General features: G+C 70.4%; 26 protein-coding genes. 18 read left to right on the top strand and 8 right to left on the bottom strand.

Annotated elements, in window-relative coordinates:
- Window positions 1–49 precede the first annotated feature (49 nt).
- From hisN to AC4BGB_RS16160, 6 genes are all read left to right on the top strand, one after another.
- Window positions 50–919 carry a histidinol-phosphatase gene (hisN, locus tag AC4BGB_RS16185; RefSeq protein ID WP_490547913.1) on the top strand — a complete coding sequence of 290 codons (870 nt, stop codon included), beginning with the start codon at window positions 50–52 and terminating at the stop codon, window positions 917–919.
- A gap of 61 nt (window positions 920–980) precedes the next feature.
- Entirely contained in the window at window positions 981–1436 is a 456-nt protein-coding gene (locus AC4BGB_RS16180; protein ID WP_490547911.1) for a CBS domain-containing protein, read from the top strand.
- Window positions 1437–1558: 122 nt separating this feature from the next.
- Window positions 1559–1906 carry a hypothetical protein gene (locus AC4BGB_RS16175; protein ID WP_490547910.1) on the top strand — a complete coding sequence of 116 codons (348 nt, stop codon included), beginning with the start codon at window positions 1559–1561 and terminating at the stop codon, window positions 1904–1906.
- Entirely contained in the window at window positions 1893–2345 is a 453-nt protein-coding gene (locus tag AC4BGB_RS16170) for a hypothetical protein (RefSeq protein ID WP_490547909.1), read from the top strand. Before AC4BGB_RS16175 ends, AC4BGB_RS16170 begins: the two co-directional genes overlap by 14 nt.
- A complete protein-coding gene (locus AC4BGB_RS16165) occupies window positions 2342–2881 on the top strand; it encodes a DUF1990 domain-containing protein (protein ID WP_490547908.1) in 540 nt (179 codons plus the stop codon). The genes AC4BGB_RS16170 and AC4BGB_RS16165 overlap by 4 nt, the downstream gene beginning before the upstream one ends.
- A gap of 157 nt (window positions 2882–3038) precedes the next feature.
- A complete protein-coding gene (locus tag AC4BGB_RS16160) occupies window positions 3039–3413 on the top strand; it encodes an FKBP-type peptidyl-prolyl cis-trans isomerase (protein WP_490547907.1) in 375 nt (124 codons plus the stop codon).
- 16 nt (window positions 3414–3429) lie between these two features.
- Here the strand turns inward: AC4BGB_RS16160 and AC4BGB_RS16155 are convergent, their stop codons facing one another.
- Complete coding sequence (locus AC4BGB_RS16155) at window positions 3430–3657, bottom strand: RNA-binding S4 domain-containing protein (RefSeq protein ID WP_490547906.1); 228 nt, start codon at window positions 3655–3657, stop codon at window positions 3430–3432.
- Window positions 3657–4916, bottom strand: a complete 1260-nt coding sequence (locus tag AC4BGB_RS16150) for a DUF445 domain-containing protein (protein ID WP_490547905.1) — start codon at window positions 4914–4916, stop codon at window positions 3657–3659. Before AC4BGB_RS16150 ends, AC4BGB_RS16155 begins: the two co-directional genes overlap by 1 nt.
- A gap of 57 nt (window positions 4917–4973) precedes the next feature.
- Here AC4BGB_RS16150 and AC4BGB_RS16145 point away from each other — a divergent pair, with 57 nt between their 5' ends.
- From AC4BGB_RS16145 to AC4BGB_RS16130, 4 genes are all read left to right on the top strand, one after another.
- Window positions 4974–6638, top strand: coding sequence for an MXAN_6640 family putative metalloprotease (locus tag AC4BGB_RS16145; RefSeq protein ID WP_490547904.1), 1665 nt, complete (start codon window positions 4974–4976; stop codon window positions 6636–6638).
- A gap of 91 nt (window positions 6639–6729) precedes the next feature.
- Window positions 6730–7212 (top strand): glutathione peroxidase, encoded by a 483-nt coding sequence (locus AC4BGB_RS16140; RefSeq protein WP_490547903.1) that lies wholly within the window; start codon window positions 6730–6732, stop codon window positions 7210–7212.
- A 91-nt stretch (window positions 7213–7303) separates the two neighbouring features.
- Window positions 7304–8464 carry an acyl-CoA dehydrogenase family protein gene (locus AC4BGB_RS16135; protein WP_490547902.1) on the top strand — a complete coding sequence of 387 codons (1161 nt, stop codon included), beginning with the start codon at window positions 7304–7306 and terminating at the stop codon, window positions 8462–8464.
- Window positions 8465–8477: 13 nt separating this feature from the next.
- Entirely contained in the window at window positions 8478–9575 is a 1098-nt protein-coding gene (locus tag AC4BGB_RS16130) for an acyl-CoA dehydrogenase family protein (protein ID WP_490547901.1), read from the top strand.
- Between the two features lie 13 nt (window positions 9576–9588).
- Here AC4BGB_RS16130 and AC4BGB_RS16125 read toward each other — a convergent pair whose 3' ends face one another.
- The gene (locus AC4BGB_RS16125) at window positions 9589–10236 is read right to left on the bottom strand and encodes a TetR/AcrR family transcriptional regulator (protein WP_490547900.1); all 648 of its coding nucleotides are present in this window, start codon (window positions 10234–10236) and stop codon (window positions 9589–9591) included.
- Window positions 10237–10364: 128 nt separating this feature from the next.
- Here AC4BGB_RS16125 and AC4BGB_RS16120 point away from each other — a divergent pair, with 128 nt between their 5' ends.
- Genes AC4BGB_RS16120 through AC4BGB_RS16105 form a run of 4 tightly spaced genes read left to right on the top strand, consistent with a single transcriptional unit; the run spans window position 10365 to window position 12316 of the window.
- The gene (locus AC4BGB_RS16120) at window positions 10365–10808 is read left to right on the top strand and encodes a VOC family protein (RefSeq protein ID WP_490547899.1); all 444 of its coding nucleotides are present in this window, start codon (window positions 10365–10367) and stop codon (window positions 10806–10808) included.
- Between the two features lies 1 nt (window position 10809).
- Entirely contained in the window at window positions 10810–11298 is a 489-nt protein-coding gene (locus AC4BGB_RS16115) for a luciferase domain-containing protein (protein WP_490547897.1), read from the top strand.
- A gap of 5 nt (window positions 11299–11303) precedes the next feature.
- A complete protein-coding gene (locus AC4BGB_RS16110) occupies window positions 11304–11516 on the top strand; it encodes a hypothetical protein (protein WP_490547896.1) in 213 nt (70 codons plus the stop codon).
- Window positions 11513–12316 (top strand): MBL fold metallo-hydrolase, encoded by an 804-nt coding sequence (locus AC4BGB_RS16105; protein WP_490547895.1) that lies wholly within the window; start codon window positions 11513–11515, stop codon window positions 12314–12316. The genes AC4BGB_RS16110 and AC4BGB_RS16105 overlap by 4 nt, the downstream gene beginning before the upstream one ends.
- Window positions 12317–12355: 39 nt before the next feature.
- Here the strand turns inward: AC4BGB_RS16105 and AC4BGB_RS16100 are convergent, their stop codons facing one another.
- A complete protein-coding gene (locus AC4BGB_RS16100; protein ID WP_490547894.1) occupies window positions 12356–14389 on the bottom strand; it encodes a vWA domain-containing protein in 2034 nt (677 codons plus the stop codon).
- Window positions 14382–15773: a magnesium chelatase gene (locus AC4BGB_RS16095; protein WP_490547893.1), complete on the bottom strand. Its 1392-nt coding sequence runs from the start codon at window positions 15771–15773 to the stop codon at window positions 14382–14384. Before AC4BGB_RS16095 ends, AC4BGB_RS16100 begins: the two co-directional genes overlap by 8 nt.
- Window positions 15774–15957: 184 nt before the next feature.
- Here AC4BGB_RS16095 and AC4BGB_RS16090 point away from each other — a divergent pair, with 184 nt between their 5' ends.
- Window positions 15958–16368, top strand: a complete 411-nt coding sequence (locus tag AC4BGB_RS16090) for a YchJ family protein (protein WP_490547892.1) — start codon at window positions 15958–15960, stop codon at window positions 16366–16368.
- Window positions 16369–16614: 246 nt separating this feature from the next.
- Here AC4BGB_RS16090 and AC4BGB_RS16085 read toward each other — a convergent pair whose 3' ends face one another.
- Both AC4BGB_RS16085 and AC4BGB_RS16080 read right to left on the bottom strand, forming a co-directional pair.
- Window positions 16615–17862 carry a lipid-transfer protein gene (locus AC4BGB_RS16085; protein ID WP_490547891.1) on the bottom strand — a complete coding sequence of 416 codons (1248 nt, stop codon included), beginning with the start codon at window positions 17860–17862 and terminating at the stop codon, window positions 16615–16617.
- Window positions 17859–18338 carry a Zn-ribbon domain-containing OB-fold protein gene (locus AC4BGB_RS16080; RefSeq protein ID WP_490547890.1) on the bottom strand — a complete coding sequence of 160 codons (480 nt, stop codon included), beginning with the start codon at window positions 18336–18338 and terminating at the stop codon, window positions 17859–17861. The genes AC4BGB_RS16085 and AC4BGB_RS16080 overlap by 4 nt, the downstream gene beginning before the upstream one ends.
- 108 nt (window positions 18339–18446) lie before the next feature.
- Here AC4BGB_RS16080 and AC4BGB_RS16075 point away from each other — a divergent pair, with 108 nt between their 5' ends.
- The gene (locus AC4BGB_RS16075) at window positions 18447–19277 is read left to right on the top strand and encodes an adenylate/guanylate cyclase domain-containing protein (protein WP_490547889.1); all 831 of its coding nucleotides are present in this window, start codon (window positions 18447–18449) and stop codon (window positions 19275–19277) included.
- A gap of 22 nt (window positions 19278–19299) precedes the next feature.
- Here the strand turns inward: AC4BGB_RS16075 and AC4BGB_RS16070 are convergent, their stop codons facing one another.
- Window positions 19300–19830 carry a DUF4383 domain-containing protein gene (locus AC4BGB_RS16070; protein ID WP_490547888.1) on the bottom strand — a complete coding sequence of 177 codons (531 nt, stop codon included), beginning with the start codon at window positions 19828–19830 and terminating at the stop codon, window positions 19300–19302.
- A gap of 101 nt (window positions 19831–19931) precedes the next feature.
- Here AC4BGB_RS16070 and AC4BGB_RS16065 point away from each other — a divergent pair, with 101 nt between their 5' ends.
- Window positions 19932–20057 carry a hypothetical protein gene (locus AC4BGB_RS16065; protein WP_490547887.1) on the top strand — a complete coding sequence of 42 codons (126 nt, stop codon included), beginning with the start codon at window positions 19932–19934 and terminating at the stop codon, window positions 20055–20057.
- 9 nt (window positions 20058–20066) lie between these two features.
- Entirely contained in the window at window positions 20067–20306 is a 240-nt protein-coding gene (locus tag AC4BGB_RS16060) for a hypothetical protein (RefSeq protein ID WP_490547886.1), read from the top strand.
- Window positions 20307–20312 lie beyond the last annotated feature (6 nt).

The following is a 20312-nucleotide window of genomic DNA, read 5'->3' as shown; positions in this document are numbered from 1 at the left end:
GGAAAGGTTAACCCGACAACCATCTCTGCGGGGGCTTACTCTGTGCCTCATGCCGTCCGACTTCACCGACGACCTCCGGCTCGCCCATGTGCTCGCCGACGACGCCGACGCCACCTCCGAAGCGAGGTTCAAGGCGATGGACCTCCACGTGATGACCAAGCCCGACCTGACCCCGGTCACCGACGCCGACCGGTCGGTCGAGGAGGGCATCCGCCGCACCCTGTCGCGGGCCCGCTCCCGTGACGCCGTGCTCGGCGAGGAGACCGGGTCGACCGGCCACAGCCAGCGGCGCTGGGTGGTCGACCCGATCGACGGCACCAAGAACTTCGTCCGCGGTGTACCCGTGTGGGCCACCCTGATCGCGCTGATGGTCGACGGCGAGGTCGTCGTCGGCCTGGTCTCGGCCCCGATGCTGAACCGTCGCTGGTGGGCGATGAAGGGCGGCGGCGCGTGGACCGGCAAGTCGCTGCTGCGCGCGACCCCCTGCCAGGTCTCCGACGTCTCCCGGGTCGAGGACGCATCGCTGTCCTACTCCTCGCTCTCCGGCTGGGACGAGCGCGGACGCCTCGACGACTTCCTCTCGCTCTCCCGGCGCTGCTGGCGCACCCGGGCGTACGGCGACTTCTGGTCCTACATGCTCGTCGCCGAGGGGGCCGTGGACATCGCGACCGAGCCGCAGCTCGAGATCCACGACATGGCGGCCCTGGACATCATCGTGCGCGAGGCCGGCGGCTACTTCACCTCCCTCGACGGGGAGCCCGGCCCCACCGGAGGCAGCGCCCTGGCCACGAACGGCAAGCTGCACGACCAGGCCCTGGCCTTCCTGGGGTCGCTCCCCGACCAGGGGAACCCCCACCCCGGCGGGACCGTGCACGACCTCAGTTCACGCCGCAGCGAGCCCGCGGCTGACCGCGACTGAAATCTGTCCCTGTGCAACCAGGCCGAGGGACACTAGATTCACGAGCCTCTACCTCTCATCCGTGAGTGAATCGAAGGGCCTGGCCATGAAGATCAGCGACGTCATCCGCAGCAAGTCGAGCAGCGAGGTCGTCACGATCCGCCCGGACTCCAGCGTGCGCGACCTGTTGGCGCTGCTCGCCGAGCACAACATCGGCGCGGTGGTCGTCAGCAGTGAGGGCGCGGGCTTCGACGGCATCGTGAGCGAACGTGACGTCGTCCGCAAGCTCGCCACCGACGAGGCGGTGCTCGACGCCCCGGTCAGCCAGATCATGACCACCACCGTCCGGACCTGCGAGCCCGGTCTCGAGGTCGACGAGCTGATGGCCCAGATGACCGAGCACCGGATCCGCCACGTGCCGGTCGTGGAGCACGGCGAGGTGGTCGCCGTGGTCAGCATCGGTGACGTCGTCAAGAGCCGGATCACCCAGCTGACCTTCGAGCGCGACCAGCTCGACAGCTACGTCCACCAGACCTGAGCCGGGCGGGTGTGACACCAGGACGCGGACCACGGACCGGCCCGCCACCGCACCCACTTCAGCGCGTACCGCACTCGCCAAGCCGCCCCGCCGCGGCACTCGCTGCTATCGGGACCCTAGGGGTGGCCTACGGGCTGCTCTTCTCGGATCGGACCGATTACGTAGGTCACTTTCTCGCTGGTGCCGGAGGAACGTTCATCCTGGTGGCCCTCGTGGTCGCGGGTCTGCCGGGACGCCCCTGGGTGGTACCCGCAACAGTGGGGTGCGCGGTCGTGCTCGGGGTGGTGGCGGAGGCGACGGTCTTCCGGTTGGCCGAGTTCGATCCGGTCGACCTCGCCAACCAGAGCACCGGTGCCGTGCTGGCGGGCATAGCGCTGATGGATGCAGAGGACCGCCTGTCATCGACAGGCGTCGCACTGCTCGGTGGGGTCGCCTTGTTGATTGCAGGGTTCGGCTTTGCGTTCGCCTGAGCAGACCCACGGGTACGTCGCCACGGTGCTGATCCTTGCGGTGGTGTGCTTCGGCGCTCTCGGTGCGTGGACTCTCGTGGAGCGCTCCGCCATCCCGTGGCACCTCGACGGAAAGGTGACCGACGTGGAGGTTCGCGAGGAGAAGCACCCGGGCGTGGACGACGTCTGGCACGTGACAGTGGACGGCAAGGGCCGCCACTGGGACTCCGCCCTCGCCTCCATGCTCGAAGAGGGAGACCGCGTCTCCAAGGACCGTTGGGAGCGCACCTTGATGGTGAACGGTGACGAGACGGTGCTGCGTCTCAGCGATGACGCGCGCTCCATGCTCGTCCTGTTCCCGATCATCTCGGCGACAGCCTTTGCGCTGGCGTGGCCCGGGAGACGAAGCCGTCCCGTCGTCGTACGGCATCGCCGTCACGATCACGGTGCGCGTCTGTGAAGCAGCAGGCCGGCAGCCTCAGCTACGAGGCGGTCGGGGCAACCCGGCCGGGGGAACACACCTGGGCCGAGGACCCCTCCGGCTTTCGCCGCTACGAGCGGACAGTGCGCATCGGGCGCGGAACGGCACTTTGGAAGAGGGTGTCCGACGAGGTGCTCGACTGGGGCGTGAAGACCCGCAGCGGGTTCACCGTTCAATCGGTCACCGGTGACGCCACTCGCGTGCAGGACGGGAGGGACTACCTCCTCACCGCTCACATCGGCCCGTTCTCGATCCACGAACCCGTCCGGGTGGTGGCGGTCTTGGAGGGGCCGGACCGGTGCGGCTTCGCCTACGGAACCATGCAGGGTCACCCCGTCTCCGGCGAGGAAGCCTTCATCGTGCACCGCACTTCCGACGGCGGCGTCTGGTTGACCTTGCGCTCCCTGACCCGCCCAGCGTCCGGTCGTTGGCGTCCGGCGTTCCCAGCCATCCTCGTCGCACAACGCTGGTACCAGCGGCGGTACCGACGAGCACTCCGGAGCAGAGTGACGTAGGTGGTGTGGCACGAGCGGGGGGCGCTCACCTGGTGTGGTCTCGACTATCCACTCGCTTCGCTCGCTGCTCGACCACCTTGAGGTGCGTTCGCTGCTCGACCACTTTCGGACGCGGGCACCCGGACCGGCGCCGGGAGGGGCGTGGCAGGGTGGAGCCATGAGCACACAGAAGCCAGAGATCGACCCGCCCGAGGGCCCAGCACCCACCGAGCTCGAGATCACCGAGCTCGAGGAGGGCAGCGGCGCCGAGGCGACCAAGGGCAGCACCGTGTCCGTCCACTACGTCGGCGTCGCGCACTCCACCGGCGAGGAGTTCGACGCCTCCTACAACCGCGGGGCACCCCTCGACTTCCGGCTCGGCGTCGGCCAGGTCATCGCCGGCTGGGACCAGGGCGTGGAAGGCATGAAGGTCGGCGGGCGTCGTCGCCTCACCATTCCCCCGCACCTCGCCTACGGCGACCGCGGCGCGGGCGGCGTGATCAAGCCCGGCGAGTCCCTGATCTTCGTCGTCGACCTGATCGACGTGCGCTGACCTGGCCGAAACGACCTCAGTGGTCGGCTTGGGCGACCCGTGACGCGGTGCCGCCCAGGCCGACCACGTCGCCGGGGACGAGCTGACGACCGCGACGGGTCTCGACCTCGCCGTTGACGGTGACCGCGCCCTGGATCATCAGCTCCTTGGCGTCGGAACCGCTCTCGATCAGGTTCGCGAGCTTGAGGAACTGGCCCAGCCGGATCGACTGGTCCTTGATCGGTACGTCTTCGATCGCTGCCATCAGAGCGCCAACGATACGGCGTGGATGATGACGCCGACGAGTCCGCCGACCACGGTCCCGTTGATCCGGATGAACTGCAGGTCCCGGCCGACGTGGAGCTCGATCTTGTCGGAGGCCTCCTTGCCGTCCCAGCGCTCGATGGTTTGGGTGATCACCGCGGTGAGCTCGTTGCCGTAGCGCCCGACCGCCCACACCACGAGGTTGGCCGCCCAGGTGTCCAGCTTGGCCCGAAGGGCGGCGTCGGTGCCGATCCGCGTGCCGAAGGCCACGAGCTCCTGGGTCGCACGCTGGCGCAGCGGCCCGTCCTCCTCCTCCAGGGCCTCGAGCAGTGCCTTGCGGAAGGCGCTCCACAGCGACATCGCGGTCTCGACGACCTGCGGCTGCCCGAGCACCCGGAGCTTGAGGTTCTCGGCCCGCTCCTGGGTGGCGGGGTCGGTGAGCAGGTCCTCGGCGAGCTGGGCCAGCAGGCTGTCCAGGGCGAGCCGGGCGTGGTGGTCGGGGTCGCGACGGATGTCGGCCAGCCAGCGCACGGCCTCGAGGTGCAGCCGCGTGGTGACGACGTCGTTGAGCCGGTCCGGCGCCCACCAGGGAGCGCGCTCCCCGATCACGTCGGTGAAGGTCTCCTGGTTGTGCACCAGCCAGCGGTGCGCCTCCTCGAGGGCGAGGTCGACGAGTCCGTGATGGGCTCCGTCGCGGACGATCTCCTGGAGCAGCCCCCCGGCGATCGGTGAGATCGGCTCGGCCATGAAGCGCGGTATCACCACCTCGCGCACCACCGAGGCGACGTCCTCGTCGCGCATCCTGCGCAGCCCGAGCGCGGCGACCGTCGTCGCCTCGGCCACCACCCGCTGGGCGTTGGCGGGCTCGGTGAGCCAGGCACCGACGCGCGTGGTGATGTCGGCCGCCGCGAGGCGCTCGCGGATCACCGGCTCGTTGAGGAAGTTCTCGGCGAAGAACTCCTCGAGGCTCTTGCCGAACTCGTCCTTCTTGCGCGGCACCAGCGCCGTGTGCGGGATCGGCAGCCGCAGCGGGTGCCGGAACAGCGCGGTCACCGCGAACCAGTCGGCGATGGCCCCGACCATGCTCGCCTCGGCGCCCGCGTTGACGAACCCCCAGAAGCCGTCCTGGTCCAGGGTGAGCACGTAGACCACGGCGGCGAAGACGAGCAGACCGCCGGCCACTGCCTGCATCCGCCGAAGCCGGGTACGTCGGACCGCGTCCGCCTGCGAGTCGGTGCTCGCGAAGGAAGTTGTGCTCACTGCCAGAAACCTACCGATAGCCCGGGTACCTGGCCGTCGAACCCCTACACTTCGTGGGTGTATTGCACCTTTCGCGCAACCTTGGTGGTCCTGCTGGGCCTCGTGCTGGCCTGGTCGGTGACCCCGGTCGCGGGTGCGACCGCCGAGTCCCCCGCCCCCGTGGAGGCGCCGACGAGCCCGGCCGCAGCAGGCAGCGCGGCCGACTTCACCCGGGACGAGGCGGAGGACCTGCTGGCCAAGGCCGAGCGGCAGTTCGCCACCGACACCCGGCGCGTCCGGGCCGGCCGGCCGGTCGGGAACGGCGCCTCGACCGAGGTCACGATGACGCTGCGCGACCTGCACCTCGCCCGACCGCTCCTGCGCGGTGAGGAGAGGGAGGCCGCCGAGCGGCTGCTGGCACGTCCCTCCGACCCGGGCGGCGACTGGCTCGGGGGCCCGCCCGCGATCAGCTACCCGGCTCGTGGTCGCGCCCACTGGTGCCCGCCGGGCGGGGTCGCGTGCCTGCACTGGGTCACCACCGGCACCGACCGGGTGAACCCGACCGACACCGACGCAGACGGCGTACCCAACTACGTGGAGACCGTCTACGCCACCGTGGCGCAGGTCTGGAAGCACCAGGTGGGGACGCTGCGGTTCCGCGCTCCCCGGGGCGACGACGGCAGTGCCTCGGACCTCGACAACCCCGACGCCCGGATCGACATCTATCTCGCCGACCTCGGCAACCGCGGGCTCTACGGCTACTGCGCCCCCGAGGGCAGCCCCGGCGCGCGCCAGACCTCGGGCTACTGCGTCCTCGACAACGACTTCTCCCGCGCCCAGTACGGCATCGCGCCGATCAACGCCCTCCGGGTCACCACCGCCCACGAGTTCTTCCACGTCATCCAGTTCGGGTACGACGTGAAGGAGGACATCTGGATGATGGAGGGCACCGCCGCCTGGATGGAGGACGAGGTCTACGACTCCATCAACGACAACTACCAGTTCCTCGGCCAGAGCCCGATCCGCAGCCCCGGCACCCCGCTGGACTACAGCGTCGGAATGAGCCGCTACGGCTCCTTCGTGTTCTTCAAGTACGCCGCCGAGCGGCTGCGCGACCGCAACGTGGTCCGGCAGTTCTGGGAGTACGCCGACGCGCCCCGCAACCGGTACTCCCTCCAGGCCATCCGGGCGGTGCTGAGCGCCCGCCGGGTCGCCTGGCCGGAGTTCTTCACCGTGTTCGGGAGCTGGAACACGCTGCCCGCACGCAGCTACGCCGAGCGGTCGGCGTACCCCACCCCGGCGTTCACGATGCTCAAGGTGCTCTCCACCCGCAAGAAGAACACCCGCACGACCGGGTGGCGCCGGGTGAGCCTGCCGCACCTGTCCAGCTCGGCGGTCGCGGTGCTCCCCCACGGCCGCCTGAAGCCGCGCAAGCGGCTGCTCGTCGAGGTGAACGCACCCGACACGGCGAGTGGCAGCACGGCGCTGGTCCAGCGACGGTTCCGCAACGGCACGGTCAGCCACACGATGATGCGGCTGAACCGCAGCGGCGACGGGCGGATGCTGCTCGGCTTCAACCGCCGCGCGCTCTCGGCCGTGGTGGTCGTGGTGAGCAACACCAGCACCCAGATGCGCGACTGCGGCAGCATCGGCGACGGGTACGGCGGGCCGGTGTACTCCTGCTTCGGCCGCGGAGTCCACGACCTCGGCCAGCGGTACGCCGTCCGGGCCAGGCTGAAGTAGCTCGCCGGGGTAGTTCGTCCACGGCGGAACAAACGGGCCATCCAACTGGCTGTGCCTGACGAACCACCCACCCGACGCAAGGAGCCCCCACGTGCCGCGACTGACCGACTTCACCGCCAGGACGATCACCGGCGAGGAGCAGCCGCTGGAGGCCTACGCCGGCAAGGTGGCCCTCGTGGTGAACACCGCGTCCAAGTGTGGGTTCACCCCCCAGTTCGAGGGGCTGGAGAAGCTCCACGAGCAGTACGCCGACCAGGGACTCGTCGTCCTCGGCTTCCCGTGCAACCAGTTCGGCAACCAGGACCCCGGCGAGAACGAGGAGATCGGGGCGTTCTGCCAGAAGAACTACGGCGTCAGCTTCCCGATGTTCGAGAAGGTCGAGGTCAACGGCGACGAGGCGCACCCGCTCTACAAGTGGCTGCGCGAGGAGAAGAGCGGGCTGCTCGGCGAGAAGATCAAGTGGAACTTCACCAAGTTCCTCGTCGGCCGCGACGGCACCGTGATCAAGCGCTACGGCTCGACGACCAAGCCCGAGAAGATCGCCGCCGACATCGAGAAGGCGCTGAATTCCTGACCCGGCCCCCCGCGGTCCGAGCCCCATTTCCGGAGGTTGTACTGCGGGGTAGGTTGACCAGCACGTCCGCCACACCCCGACAGGAGCAGACATGCACCTTGCCCTGACCGAGGATGAGTCCGCGTTCCGCGAGGAGATGCGCACCTTCTTCACCACCAAGATCCCCCAGGAGCTCCGGGACACGATCCGGGGAGGTGGACACGTCGGCAAGGACGGCATCGTCGAGGCCCAGCGGATCCTCAACGAGGCGGGCCTCGCCGTACCCAACTGGCCCGTGGAGTGGGGTGGCCGCGACTGGACGCCGCTGCAGCGCCACATCTGGCACGAGGAGATGCAGCTGGCCTGCGTCCCGCCGCCGCTGGCGTTCAACGCCAACATGGTCGGCCCGGTGATCGCGAACTTCGGCTCCCAGGAGCAGAAGGAGAAGTTCCTCCCCGCGACCGCCAACCTCGACATCTGGTGGTGCCAGGGCTTCTCCGAGCCCGAGGCCGGCTCCGACCTCGCCTCGCTGAAGACCCGCGCCGTCCGCGACGGCGACGACTGGGTGATCAACGGGCAGAAGGCCTGGACCACGCTGGGGCAGTACGCCGACTGGATCTTCGTGCTGTGCCGCACCGACCCCGAGGCCGAGCGCAAGCAGAAGGGGATCAGCTTCATCCTGTGCCCGATGGACGCCGAGGGCGTGACCCTGCGCCCGGTCCAGCTGATCGACGGCGGCTACGAGGTCAACGAGGTGTTCTTCGAGGACGTGCGCGTCCCCGCCGAGAACCTCGTCGGCGAGGAGAACGCCGGTTGGAGCTACGCCAAGTTCCTGCTCGGCAACGAGCGGGTGGGGGTCGCTCCCGTGGGGGCCACCAAGCGCGCCCTCGCCACAGTCAAGGAGACGGCCGTGCAGACGGGCCAGATCGAGGACCCGCTCGTCGCCGCCCAGATCATCGAGCTCGAGAACGAGCTGCTCGCGCTCGAGCTGACCGCCCTGCGCGTGGTGGCGAACTCCGACGACGGCAAGCCGCACCCCGCCTCCTCGGTGCTCAAGCTCAAGGGCACCGAGCTCCAGCAGGCGGTCTCCGAGCTGACCATGGACCTCGGCGGCAACCTCGCACTCGCGTCGGGAGCCGGCGAGGGTTCCGATGTACCCCCGTGGGCACGACTCTCCGCCCCCATCTACCTCAACCTTCGCAAGGCCTCGATCTACGGCGGATCCAACGAGATCCAGCGCCAGATCATCGCCGGCACGATCCTCGGCCTGTAGAGAGGGACTGAACATGGACTTCACACTCGATGGTGAGCAGACCGCCCTGCGCGACGCCGTACGCGGCCTGCTCAAGGGATACGACACCGAGCGCCGCCGCGAGGTCGTCGCCGAGGACCCGGGCTTCGACGAGAAGCTGTGGGCCCGACTGGCCGAGATGGGCGTCCTCGGACTGCCCTTCGCCGAGGACGACGGCGGCATGGGCGCCGGCCCCGCCGAGGTCTCGGTCGTCGCCGAGGAGCTCGGCCGCGTGATCGCACCCGAGCCGTTCGTCGAGGCGGTCGTGCTCGCCGGCGGGCTCGTGGCCGCCTACGGCAGCGACGAGCAGAAGCAGGAGATCCTCGGCGGCCTCGCCTCCGGCGAGCTCGTGCCCGCGTTCGCCTACTCCGACGCCACGGGCGGCGAGGGCGGCGTCAGCGTCGACGGCGACACCCTGACCGGGGCCAAGGAGCCGGTGCTCAACGGCGGCCGCGCCGACGTGCTGGTGGTCTTCGCCGAGGGGCAGCTGTTCCTCGTGGACGCCTCGGCGACCGAGCGGACGTCGTACGCGACCTTCGACGGCGGTCGTGCCGCGCGGGTCGTCTTCGACCAGACGCCGGCGACCCCGCTGGGTGCCGGCGGCGACGTCACCGACGGCGTCAAGGACGTGATCGCCCTCGCGACGGTGGCCTACTGCCACGAGTCGCTGGGCGCGATGGACACCGCGCTGCGCAAGACCACCGAGTACCTCACCCAGCGCAAGCAGTTCGGCGTCACGCTGAACCGCTTCCAGGCGCTCACCTTCCGCGCCGCCGACATGTACACCTCGCTCGAGCTGACCCGCAGCATCGTCACCTGGGCCACGATGGTCCTCTCCGACGAGTCGTCCACGGCGGAGCGCAAGCGCGAGGCCGCCTCCCGCGCCAAGCTCCAGGTCAGCCGCGCCGGGCGCCACCTCAGCCAGGAGGCGATCCAGCTCCACGGCGGCATCGCGATGACCGCGGAGTACTCCGTGGGCCACCTCGCCGCCCGGATCACCGCGATCGACCACCTCCTCGGCGACGGGCGTCAGCAGGTGCGCAACCTGTCGCGCCGGCTGACGTCGTACGGCGTGGTCGAACCACTCCCCTGACCCGGCGCGGGGATCATCGCGCCTCGTCGGGGAAGAACTGGCGAAGCAGGGTCTGCAGGACCCACTCCTCCCACTGCTGGGGCGACCACCCGTGCTCGAGGACGAGCAACGCGAACGTCTCCTCACTCTGCACCGCGTAGAGCACCCCGGCCGCGTCGGCGGGCGCGAGGTCGGGCGCGAAGCCCTTCTTCGACGCGATCGCCTGGGCCACCTGCGTGAAGCCGGCGTGCCGCTCGCGCTTGTTGTTGCTCAACAGCTCGGCCACCTCGGGCTCGGCGGCGGCGGCCCGGATCACGTTGTACAGCGGGGTGGAGCGCTGCATCACCGCGGAGGTGCCGTGCACGAACGCGGCCAACGCCGCAGGGCCGTCCGGGTTGGTCTGCGCCGAGACGAACCAGTCGCGGTCGAAGATGGGCACCGGCTCGTCGTCACCCACGATCGCGGTGTCGAAGGCTGCCTTGAGGATCTTCGTCTTGTTGCCGAAGGACAGGTAGAGCGTCTGCACGACGACGCCCGCCTCCTGGGCGACGGCCGCCATCGTCGTGGTCAGAAAGCCGTCGCGCAGGAACAACGTGGTGGCTGCGGCCACGATGCGCCGCCTGGTCGCGCGGGACTGCTCTGCCTTGCTGGTGCGGCTCTTCGTGCGAGATCCAGTGGCCACCTTTTTCACTCCTCCCCTTGACGGGCTCCCCCGACGTTACTAGATTCCCATTCTAGAACGTCATTACAGTATGGGAATCCAGTTGCGGATTCCTGCACGGTACCCCCGCCACCCAGAAGGAGCACATCGTGACGAACACCCAGGAGGTCCAGCCGCGGACCGCCCCCGCCCTCGCCGGCTACCACCACCTCGGCCTGACCGTGCGTGACATCGAGGCCAGCGAGGAGTGGTACTCCCGCACCCTCGGCTTCGTGCGCGCCTTCGTGGAGAAGCACGACAACGAGACCGGCTACGCCGTCGTGATGACCCGTCCCGGTTCTGGGTTCTTCATCGGGCTCGACCACCACGAGGACGCCGACCGGCAGCAGTTCGACGCACGACGGACGGGCCTGGACCACCTCGCGTTCACCATCTCGACGCGCGAGGAGATCGACGCGTGGGTGACGCACCTCGACGAGCTCGGGGTGGACCACGAGCCGGTCACCGAGGCCTTCGAGCCGATGAGGTTCGCGCTGGTCATCCTGCGGGACCCCGACGGGATCCCGATCGAGCTGATCTGGTTCGGGGCCTGAGATGTCCTCGCTCCCGATCCGCGCGGGGGGCCGTCCGCGCACGAGCACCCGGACGCCACACCGGCAGGAGGACCAGCAGCCGCCGGACTCGTCGTACCTCGACGACGTGCTGACCGAGGCGTTGGCCTGGCCGGGCGTCCGGCCCGCGGACTCGGGGGTCTCCGTGGAGGGTGCGCGCGCGCTGGTGCTCGGCCCGGGCATCGAGCCGGGGCCACCGGAGGCGTTCATGGTCGCGCGGGAGTTCTGCCACGGCCACGCCCAGGGCGACTTCAGCCTCCACGCCACCCTGCCACGCGAGGTCGCCCTCGCGACCGAGCGCGCCGGCTGGGCCGAACCACACTTCCTGGCACTCACGGGCGACCTCCCGGCCACGGTCGTGATGCTCTACGCCCCGCGCGACGAGGCCGAGCGCGACGTGGTGCTCGACCTGGTGCGCACCTCCTACGAGTTCGCTCGGGCGAGCGTTCCTGCCACCGCGACGCGGGAGTGAGCACCATGCACTCCCTGAACCCCGACCTGATGCGCTTCGAGGACGCCCGGCGCCGGACCGACCTGTCCGGCGTACGCCGCAACCACCCGTGGTTCCTGAGCCCGCGTCTGCACCCCGGGCCGCCACCGGATCACCCGCTGGCGCCCTGGCTGTTTGCCCCGCACCTCCCCTGCCGCCCCTCTGTCCCCGCTCGCCTGACCGTGAAGGAAACGCCATGATCATCAACCGCATCGACCCCGAGGTGACCGTCCTGGCCGACCGCCAGGAGGTGCCGGGACTCGGCTTCGTCCCGGTCAACGCCTACGTGCTGCACGCCGAGGAGCCGGTCGTCGTCGACACCGGCCTCTCCTTGCCGGACCGCGACTTCGTCGCCGACCTCGAGCAGGTGATGGATCCCGCGGACGTCCGCTGGATCTGGCTCACCCACCCCGACACCGACCACACCGGCGGGCTGCACGCCTTGTTGGCGGCCGCCCCCCGGGCGAAGGTCGTCACCAACTTCATCGGGGTCGGCATCTTGTCGAACTCCGCCCCGCTACCGCTGGACCGGGTCCACCTGCTCAATCCCGGCCAGAGCCTCGACGTCGGCGACCGCCGGCTGCGGGCCTTCCGGCCCGCCCTGTTCGACAACCCCGCCACCACCGGGTTCCTCGAGGATCGCTCGGGCAACTGCTTCGTCTCCGACTGCTTCGGGGCGCCGCTCGGGTCCGCCGAGGACGCGACGGCTCCGTCCGCGGACGGTCTCGCCGCCGCGGAGCTGCGCGACCGGCAGCTGCTCTGGGCCAGCGTGGACAGCCCCTGGGTGGAGCACGCCGTCGGTCCCGGATACCTCGACTCGGTGGAGGCGATGCGGGCCCTGGACGCCCGGCGGATCCTGAGCAGCCACCTTCCCCCGGTGCAGGACCAGCCCGACCGGCTCTTCGAGATGGCCATCGCGGCCCAGGGCATCAAGCCCTTCGTGGGCCCCGACCAGGCAGCGCTGGAGGCCATGCTGCAGTCGTTCGAGCCGGCAGGCTGACGCGAGGATCGCCTCCGTGTGTGCCCGGCCGGTTCACCGTCAGCCGCCGAACCAGGAACCCCGTCCGCCGTACCAGTCGCTGAGGTGCGGGGTCCCGGCGCTGCGTCCGCCCCGGCCACCGAGATAGCTGCCCACCACGGCGGCACCGAGGTCGTCGAGCTCGGGGGAGACGACCCGTCCCTCGACCCGGGCGGCGAGCTGGTCGATGAACCGGGCCAGGCCCGGGTCGTCGCCGAGGCGGAAGAACGTGACCTGCGCGCCGAGCCGGGAGGAGTTGTCCAGCTCGCGCACCGACCACGCCACGGTGCGCGGGTGCGGCGGGTAGGAGAACCACACCTCTCCATCGGGCTCGAGGTGGCTGGTCGGCTCGCCGTCGGTGACGATCAGCAGCACCGGCTGGGCATTGGGGTGCTTGCGGAAGTGCCGATTCGCCAGCAGCAGCGCGTGGTGCAGGTTGGTCCCCTTGTCCCACATCGCGTCCAGCCCGGTGAGCTCGTCGATGTCCATCACGTGCGCCGCGCGGCCGAAGCCGATCAGCTGCAGGTGGTCGCCGCGGAACCTGCTGGTGATCAGCTGGTGCAGCGCGAGCGCCGTACGCTTCATCGGCACCCAGCGGTTGGCCATCGCCATCGAGAACGACGTGTCCACCAGCAGGGCGACCGCGGCCTGCGTGCGGGCCTCGGTCTCGTTGACCTCGATGTCGCGTACGTCGATGCGCACCCCGGAGCGGGCGTCGCCACCCTCCCCCGCGGTGCGTACGACGGCGTTGGTGATCGTCCGGGTGACGTTCCACGGCTCGGTGTCCCCGAAGGTCCACTCGCGGCTCGCGCCGCTCATCTCCCCGGCGGCACCCGCATGGCGCATGTCGCGCTGGCCCTGCCGGCCCGACATCCGGTTGGCGACGTCCTTGAGCAGCGCCTTGCCGAGCTGGCGCATCGCCTTGGGCGAGAGCTTCAGCTGGCCGTCCGAGCCGCGCTTGAGGTACCCGGTCTCGTTGAGTGCCCGCTCCAGCTCCGCCAGCTTCTTGGCGTCCACCGAGGCCTCCTCGCCGAGCTGACGGGCCAGCTTGTCGAGGTCGACGTCGTCCATCCGGGCGCCGCCGTAGGACTGCGAGAGCTGCTCCCCGAGGTCGTCGAGCTCCGCGAGGTCCTGGAGTACGCCGGTCCCGTCACCGAGTCCCAGCCCTTCCTCGCCGCCGAACTCCTCCGAGCTGCCCCAGTCCTCACCGGGCCGCAGGGCCCGCAGGTTGTCGTCGAGCTGGGAGAGCCCCTGCATCAGCTCGGGGCTGCCGAAGGCCTCGCTGGCCAGGGCGTCGAGCTCGTCGCGCTGCTCCTGGGTCATCGAGTTGCGCATCCGCTGGGCGGCCGCTGCCCGCTGGGCGAGGGCGTCCATCAGCTCGTCGATGTTCTGGGGGTTCTCGGGGAAGTACTGCCCGTGCTTGTCCATGAAGTCGGCGAAGTCCTGCTCGGTGTCGACCCCCTGACGGTGCTTGTCCAGCAGTTCGTTGAGGTCGCCGATCATCTCCTGGATCGCGGCCTTGTCCTCCTCGGTCGCGTTCTCCAGGGCCTGCTTCATCCCCTTGAATCGCTGGTCGAGCATCTCCCGGCCGAGGAGGTCCTTGATCTTCTCGTAGTTCTCGCGGGCCTGGGAGCTCTTCCAGTCGTAGTCGCCGAGCTCCTTGACCGCCGCCGCCGTGCTCGGCGGGAGGGCACCGAGCTGCAGCTCGCGGAAGTCACGATCGGCGTCGTCGAGGTCGACGTCGCGGGCGAGCTGCTTGCGCTCCTCGAGCACCGCCTGGTCCAGCAGCTCGCGGATCTCCTCCATGGTGCCGTCGAGGTTGTGCTTGGCCAGCAGCTCGCGCCGCTTGGCCGCCACCTGGCGGGCCAGGTCGTCGAGGCCCCGCTGGTCCTGCCCTCCGCGGCGGAGGAACTCCCGCATGGCGCGCTCCGGGGAGTACCCGGCCATCACGTCCTCGCCGATCGCGTCCAGCGCCTCGGCGAGGTCGACCGGGGGCGCGAGCGGGTCCGGGCCGCCTCCGTAGCGGCCGTAGCGGGAGCGCCGCCGCTCAGCCATAGACGGTCTCTCCGTCGGCGGACTCCTTGCTGACCTTCTGGGCCAGGTAGAGCCCCTCGAGAGCGAGCTCGATGGCGCTGGCCCGCTCGCCGTCGTTGGTGGCCTCGAGCCGTTCGCAGATCTCGTCGTACACCTCGGACTCGCCGAGCGCCGGCAGTCCGGTGAGGAAGTCGAGCGCGGTGACCTGCTCGCCGGTGGTGACGCTGGCGCCGGACTCCAGCGCCTGCACGAGCAGGCCGAGGTCCAGGCCCGCCAGGCGGGATCGGACGGTCTCGGCGGTGGCCCGGCGCAGCAGGTGCTCGAGGATCTGGGCCTCGCGGCCCTCCTCGCCGGTCTCGAACTCCACCTTGCCGCCGAGGACGTCGACCGCGGTCTCGAGGTCGACGACGCGGGCGACCGCCTCGTTCTCCCCCTGGGCCGTGGCGCGGTGCAGCGCGGCGGCGGCGATCGTCTCGGCGCCGGCGATGGCGAACCGGGCCGAGACGCCGGAGCGCTGGTCGACGGCACTCGACTCGCGCAGTGCGCGGGTGAACCGCGCCAGGATCTCGACGAGGTGCGGGGGTACGTCGGCGACGAGGTTCGCCTCCTGGAGGATCACCGCCACCTCGTCGACGAGCTCGATCGGGTAGTGGGTGCGGATCTCGGCGCCGAAGCGGTCCTTGAGCGGGGTGATGATCCGGCCGCGGTTGGTGTAGTCCTCCGGGTTGGCGCTGGCCACCACGAGCGTGTCGAGGGGCAGCCGCAGCACGTAGCCGCGGATCTGGATGTCGCGCTCCTCCATCACGTTGAGCATCGCGACCTGGATCCGCTCGGCGAGGTCGGGGAGCTCGTTGATCGCGACGATCCCCCGGTGGGAGCGAGGGATCAGGCCGAAGTGGATCGTCTCGGGGTCGCCGAGGCTGCGCCCCTCCGCGACCTTCATCGGGTCCACGTCGCCGATCAGGTCCGCGACGCTGGTGTCGGGGGTGGCGAGCTTCTCGGCGTACCGCTCGTCGCGGTGGCGCCACGCCACCTGCAGGTGGTCCCCCTGCTCGAGGGCACGCCGCTTGCTGGCGTGGAGGATCGGCTCGTAGGGGTGCTCCCCCAGCTCGGAGCCGGCGATCACCGGAGTCCACTCGTCCAGGAGACCCACCATGGTGCGCAGCAGCCGGGTCTTCCCCTGGCCGCGCTCCCCGAGCAGTACGACGTCGTGCCCGGCGAGGATGGCTCGCTCGAGCTGGGGGATCACGGTGGTCTCGAAGCCGTGCAGCCCCGGCCACGGATCCCGTCCCGAGCGCAGCGCGTCGAGGAGGTTGTCCCGCAGCTCCTCGCGCAGCGACTTCTGCACGTGGCCGCTCTCGCGGAGCTCGCCGAGGGTGCTGATGGAAGGTGGTGTCGTCGTCACGTTCGCAACGCTACTCACCGTCGGAAACGCCCGTGTTTCGTCTCATCCCCCGTCCCCCACATTCCCGCCGAGACGTCACAACTGAAACCCCCAGCCCGCCGACACGTCGCATCTGAAAGCTGGCCGTGCGCCGAGACGTCGCATCTGAAAGACGGGATCTCTTTCAGATGCGACGTCTCGGCGGATGGGGTGGGTCGGGGAGGATAGGGGGATGGGTGGTTTCGGGTGGTCTACGGATGCTTGTCCTTGCGGATCGCCCGCGCGGCCGGGGGCGTCGTACGACGAGTGCTGCGGGCCGTTGCACCGTGGGGAGCGGCAGGCCGACTCGCCGGAGGAGCTGATGCGGTCGCGGTTCTCGGCGTACGCCGTCGGCGACTCCGACTACGTCTGGCGCACCTGGCATCCGCGGACCCGGCCCGAACGGGTGACCGCTGACCCCGGCACCCGGTGGACCCGGCTCGAGATCGTCGAGGCCCACGACGACGTCGTGGAGTTCCGCGCGCACTACGAACAGGCCGGCAAGGACGACGTCCTGCACGAGCGCAGCGTCTTCGAACAGCGGGCGGGGCGCTGGTTCTACGTCGACGCCATGTGAGAGACCCGGCACCCAGACGTGGGACCTGGGAATCCGGCCTTTCAGATGCGACGTCTCGGCGGGCGTTGGCCTTTCAGTTGCGACGTCTCGGCGGGCGTTTGGGTGACCCGGGCTCAGCGAGACCCAGCAGGTATTCCCGCGAGCAGGGTGGCGGGCAGGGCGAGCAGGAGCGACGGGGCTGTACGGCGCATGCCCGGTCAACGACCGGAGACACCGGCCGCGTCACGCCCACGTCACCTGCCCGGCTCAGAGGCTGAGCAGCACCGAGGAGCCGTGGCCGAACAGGCCCTGGTTGGCGGTGATGCCCACCTTGGCGTTCTCGACCTGGCGGCCGGTCGCCTGGCCACGCAGCTGCCAGGTCACCTCGCACACCTGCGCCAGCGCCTGGGCCGGCACGGCCTCGCCGAAGCAGGCGAGCCCGCCGCTGGGGTTGACCGGGATCCGGCCGCCGATCGTGGTGTCACCCGCGCGCAGCAGCTCCTCGGCCTCGCCCTGGCCGCACAGCCCGAGGTCCTCGATCCAGTCGAGCTCCAGCGCGGTGGAGAGGTCATAGACCTCGGCCAGGCTGACGTCCTCGGGCCCGATGCCGGCCTCCTCGTACGCCGCCGCGCCGATCGACTGCTTGAAGGTCTCGACTGTCCGCTCGCTTCGCTCACTGCTCGACCCACGGGTCTCGACTGGTCCGACCGAGCCGGCCGGGTCGGTGGAGAGCAGCGGCATGTCGATGACGGTCTGCGGGAAGGTCGGCGTGACCGTGGAGATCGCCCGCACCCGGACCGGTTCGCTGCCGCCCAGGCCGTGGCGCCGGGCGTAGTCCATCGAGGTGAGCACCACCGCGGCGGCACCGTCGGAGGTCGCGCAGATGTCCAGCAGGTGCAGCGGGTCCGAGACCACCGCGCTGCCCAGCACGTCATCGACCGAGACCTCCTTGCGGTAGCGCGCGTTCGGGTTGTGCAGCCCGTGGCGGGCGTTCTTCACCTTGACCCCGGCGAAGTCGGCGGGGGTGGCGCCGTAGAGGTCCATCCGGCGGCGCGCGTAGAGCGCGAAGTAGCCGGGGTTCGTCATCCCGAGCAGGCGGAACCGCAGCCAGTCCGGGTCGTCCCACCGCTCCCCCGCGTTGGGCGCGAGGAACCCCTTCGGTGTGGTGTCGGCCCCCACGACCAGGGCCACCTCGCACAGGCCCGCGAGGATGCGAGCGCGCGCGGTGTCGAGGGCCTGGGCGCCGGTGGCGCAGGCGGCGTACGACGTGGCGACGCGGGCGCCGTTCCAGCCCAGGGCCTGCGCGAACGTGGCGCCGGCGACGTAGCCGCCGTACCCGTTGCGCACGGTCTCGCCACCGACGACGAAGTCCACGTCCCGCCAGTCGACGCCGGAGTCCTTCAGCGCCTCGCGGGCGGCGTGCACGCCGTAGCTGACGAAGTTCTTCCCCCACTTGCCCCACGGGTGCATCCCGACCCCGAGGACGGCGACGTCCTTGTCGTTGCCGGCGCTCACTGGTCGGCCTCCTCGCCCAGCTCGACCACCACTCGCCCCGAAGTCAGGGGGAGCCAGCGCCAGATCGTGCGCTCGCCGGTCTCGTCGGCGTAGAGCGTCTCGACCACCAGCTCCACCTCCGAGCCCACGTGGACGTCGGCGATGCCGTACCCCTCCGCGAGCTGGCCGAGGACCACGAAGCCCTCCGGCAGCTCGACCGCGGCGAGCGCGAACGGGACGTAGGGGTCGCTGGCCGGGACGTACGGCGGCGGCGGCTGGTACTGCGCGTCGGTGTAGGACCACACGGTCCCGCGACGGGAGAGCTCGGTGAGCTCGAACTGCTCGCCGTCGCACGCCGGGTTGCGGCAGAACCCCTCGGTGCGCGGGAAGAACACCGACCCGCAGGCGGTGCACCGCGAGGCGAGGAGCGCGGGCTCCGGGCCGGTGGTGAACCAGCCCTCGATCGCCGGTGTCGCCGTTGTCGCCGCCTCGGTCATCGACTCTCCTAGAACTAGAACAGGTTCTCATTCTGGCACACGGAGGCCGCCGGTCCGGCCTGCGATCCTGCCTGCCGGAAAGCACCCGGTGTGTGCCAGTCTGTGCCCGTGCAAACGGCCCACACGATCGCAGTCGTCCTCGGCCTGCTGCTGCTGGCAGCGCTGGCCGTGATCGGCGCGCTGGTCCAGCGACTGCGCCAGCAGGAGGAGCAGCTCCGCGAGCTGCGCCGGGAGCTGACCGCCCAGCAGGCTCCTCGGGGGCCGCGCGCGATCCAGGCCGCCGGCCAGGCCGTGCGCACCGTGGTGGAGACCGCGACCCGGGTGCGGGAGCAGGGCGTGCGCGGGATGCTGCTCAGCTCCATCGACGACCTGGCGGCCTGGGCGGTGGAGGACCGCAACGAGATCGCGCGGATCGCCGCCCCCGACGGCACCGTGACGATGATGTTCTCCGACATCGAGAACTCCACCAGCCTGAACAGCGAGCTCGGGGACGACCAGTGGGTCAGGCTGCTGGGCGCTCACGACCGCCTGCTGAAGACCTACGTCGACCGCCACCGTGGCCACGTCGTGAAGAACCAGGGTGACGGCTACATGGTGGTGTTCCCCACCCCCGAGCTCGCGATCGCCGCCTCCGTGGGCATCCAGCGGGCCCTGAGCGCCAAGCGGCAGCGCAGTCGCCAGCTGCGGCGTACGCCGATCCGGGTGCGGATCGGCCTGCACACCGGGACCGCGATCGAGCGCGAGGGCGACTACTTCGGCCGCAACGTCGCGATGGCCGCTCGGGTCGCCGCGATGGCCGACGGCGGCGAGATCCTGGTGACCGAGGACATCGCGCAGGCGCTCGCCGACTCCCCGGACCACCGCTTCGTCGAGGACGACGTGGTGGAGCTCAAGGGACTGCCCGGCGAGCACCAGCTGTGGATGGTCGAGACGCCCTGAGAGACGCCCTGAGCGCTGAAGGTCAGCGGGCGACCGGCTCCCCCGGTGCCATCGCGGCGCGGCGACCGATCAGGCCGAGCAGGACCATGGCGACACCCAGGACGAGGTGCAACCAGTTGTCGGCGTTGTTGACCGGCACGAAGTTCGCGCTGCCGTCGTGGTCGATGACCACCCCGTAGAGCCACAGCACGAGGTAGACGACACCGCCGCCGATCAGGTAGTACGTCGCCCCGGCCATGGTGCGGGCGAGCGCGAGGCCGGCGATGCCGAAGAGCAGGTGCACGATGTTGTGCAGCACCGAGACCTGGAAGATCCCGAGCAGCTCGGCGCTGCTCTCGTGGCCGGCGAAGCTGAGCTGGTCGTAGTCGGTGGTGATGCCGGGGATGAAGCCGGCGATGCCGACCAGCAGGAACACCGCGCCCACGACGGTGGCCGCGAGGCGGACCATCCGCGCCTGGTCACGCGCCACCCGGCGGCTGTTCTTCACCTCGGGAGTGCCCGGGTCGATGCTCGAGCTGGCGTCGTCGCGCTTGCCGGCGTCCTTCTCACTCACGAACGTGTCCTTTCCTCGCGGATGCTGGGGAAAGGAGTACCCCACCTCGGGGCCGGCACGCGTGGCCTGCCTCACACCGCGCGCCATGACAGGATCTGGGCGTGCTCCGGGTACTGGTCGTCGACGGCGCCAACGTCGTGGGATCGCGCCCCGACGGCTGGTGGCGCGACCGGGCGGGCGCCGCGGCCCGGCTGCACGGCCGGCTGGCGGTCGCCGACACGTCGTAGGACGAGATCGTGCTGGTGCTCGAGGGCCAGGCCAAGGCCGGTGTCCCGCGGGGCCGCGACGGTCACCTGCGCACCGTGCACGCGGGCAAGGACGGCGACTCCACGATCATCATCGAGGCCCGCTCCGCACGGGAACGGGAGCACGACGTGGTCGTGATCACCGCCGACCGGACGCTCTCGCAGCGGGTGGAGTCCCTCGGGGCCCGCACGATGAGCCCGACCTGGCTGCTCGCCGTCCTGGAGGCGTGACCCGGC

Source organism: Nocardioides sp. Z30_9 (genome assembly GCF_058215735.1).
Note: the sequence above shows the minus strand (reverse complement) of the source record. Positions and strands in the feature narration are given on the sequence as shown.

Excerpts from the sequence above, each read along its gene's own strand:
- hisN (WP_490547913.1), top strand. The coding sequence starts at position 50 with ATGCCGTCCGACTTCACCGACGACCTCCGGCTCGCCCATGTGCTCGCC.
- AC4BGB_RS16130 (WP_490547901.1), top strand. The coding sequence starts at position 8,478 with ATGGACTTCACACTCGATGGTGAGCAGACCGCCCTGCGCGACGCCGTA.
- AC4BGB_RS16160 (WP_490547907.1), top strand. The coding sequence starts at position 3,039 with ATGAGCACACAGAAGCCAGAGATCGACCCGCCCGAGGGCCCAGCACCC.
- AC4BGB_RS16090 (WP_490547892.1), top strand. The coding sequence starts at position 15,958 with ATGGGGTGGGTCGGGGAGGATAGGGGGATGGGTGGTTTCGGGTGGTCT.
- AC4BGB_RS16080 (WP_490547890.1), bottom strand. The coding sequence starts at position 18,338 with ATGACCGAGGCGGCGACAACGGCGACACCGGCGATCGAGGGCTGGTTC.
- AC4BGB_RS16115 (WP_490547897.1), top strand. The coding sequence starts at position 10,810 with ATGTCCTCGCTCCCGATCCGCGCGGGGGGCCGTCCGCGCACGAGCACC.
- AC4BGB_RS16105 (WP_490547895.1), top strand. The coding sequence starts at position 11,513 with ATGATCATCAACCGCATCGACCCCGAGGTGACCGTCCTGGCCGACCGC.
- AC4BGB_RS16155 (WP_490547906.1), bottom strand. The coding sequence starts at position 3,657 with ATGGCAGCGATCGAAGACGTACCGATCAAGGACCAGTCGATCCGGCTG.
- AC4BGB_RS16110 (WP_490547896.1), top strand. The coding sequence starts at position 11,304 with ATGCACTCCCTGAACCCCGACCTGATGCGCTTCGAGGACGCCCGGCGC.
- AC4BGB_RS16100 (WP_490547894.1), bottom strand. The coding sequence starts at position 14,389 with ATGGCTGAGCGGCGGCGCTCCCGCTACGGCCGCTACGGAGGCGGCCCG.
- AC4BGB_RS16135 (WP_490547902.1), top strand. The coding sequence starts at position 7,304 with ATGCACCTTGCCCTGACCGAGGATGAGTCCGCGTTCCGCGAGGAGATG.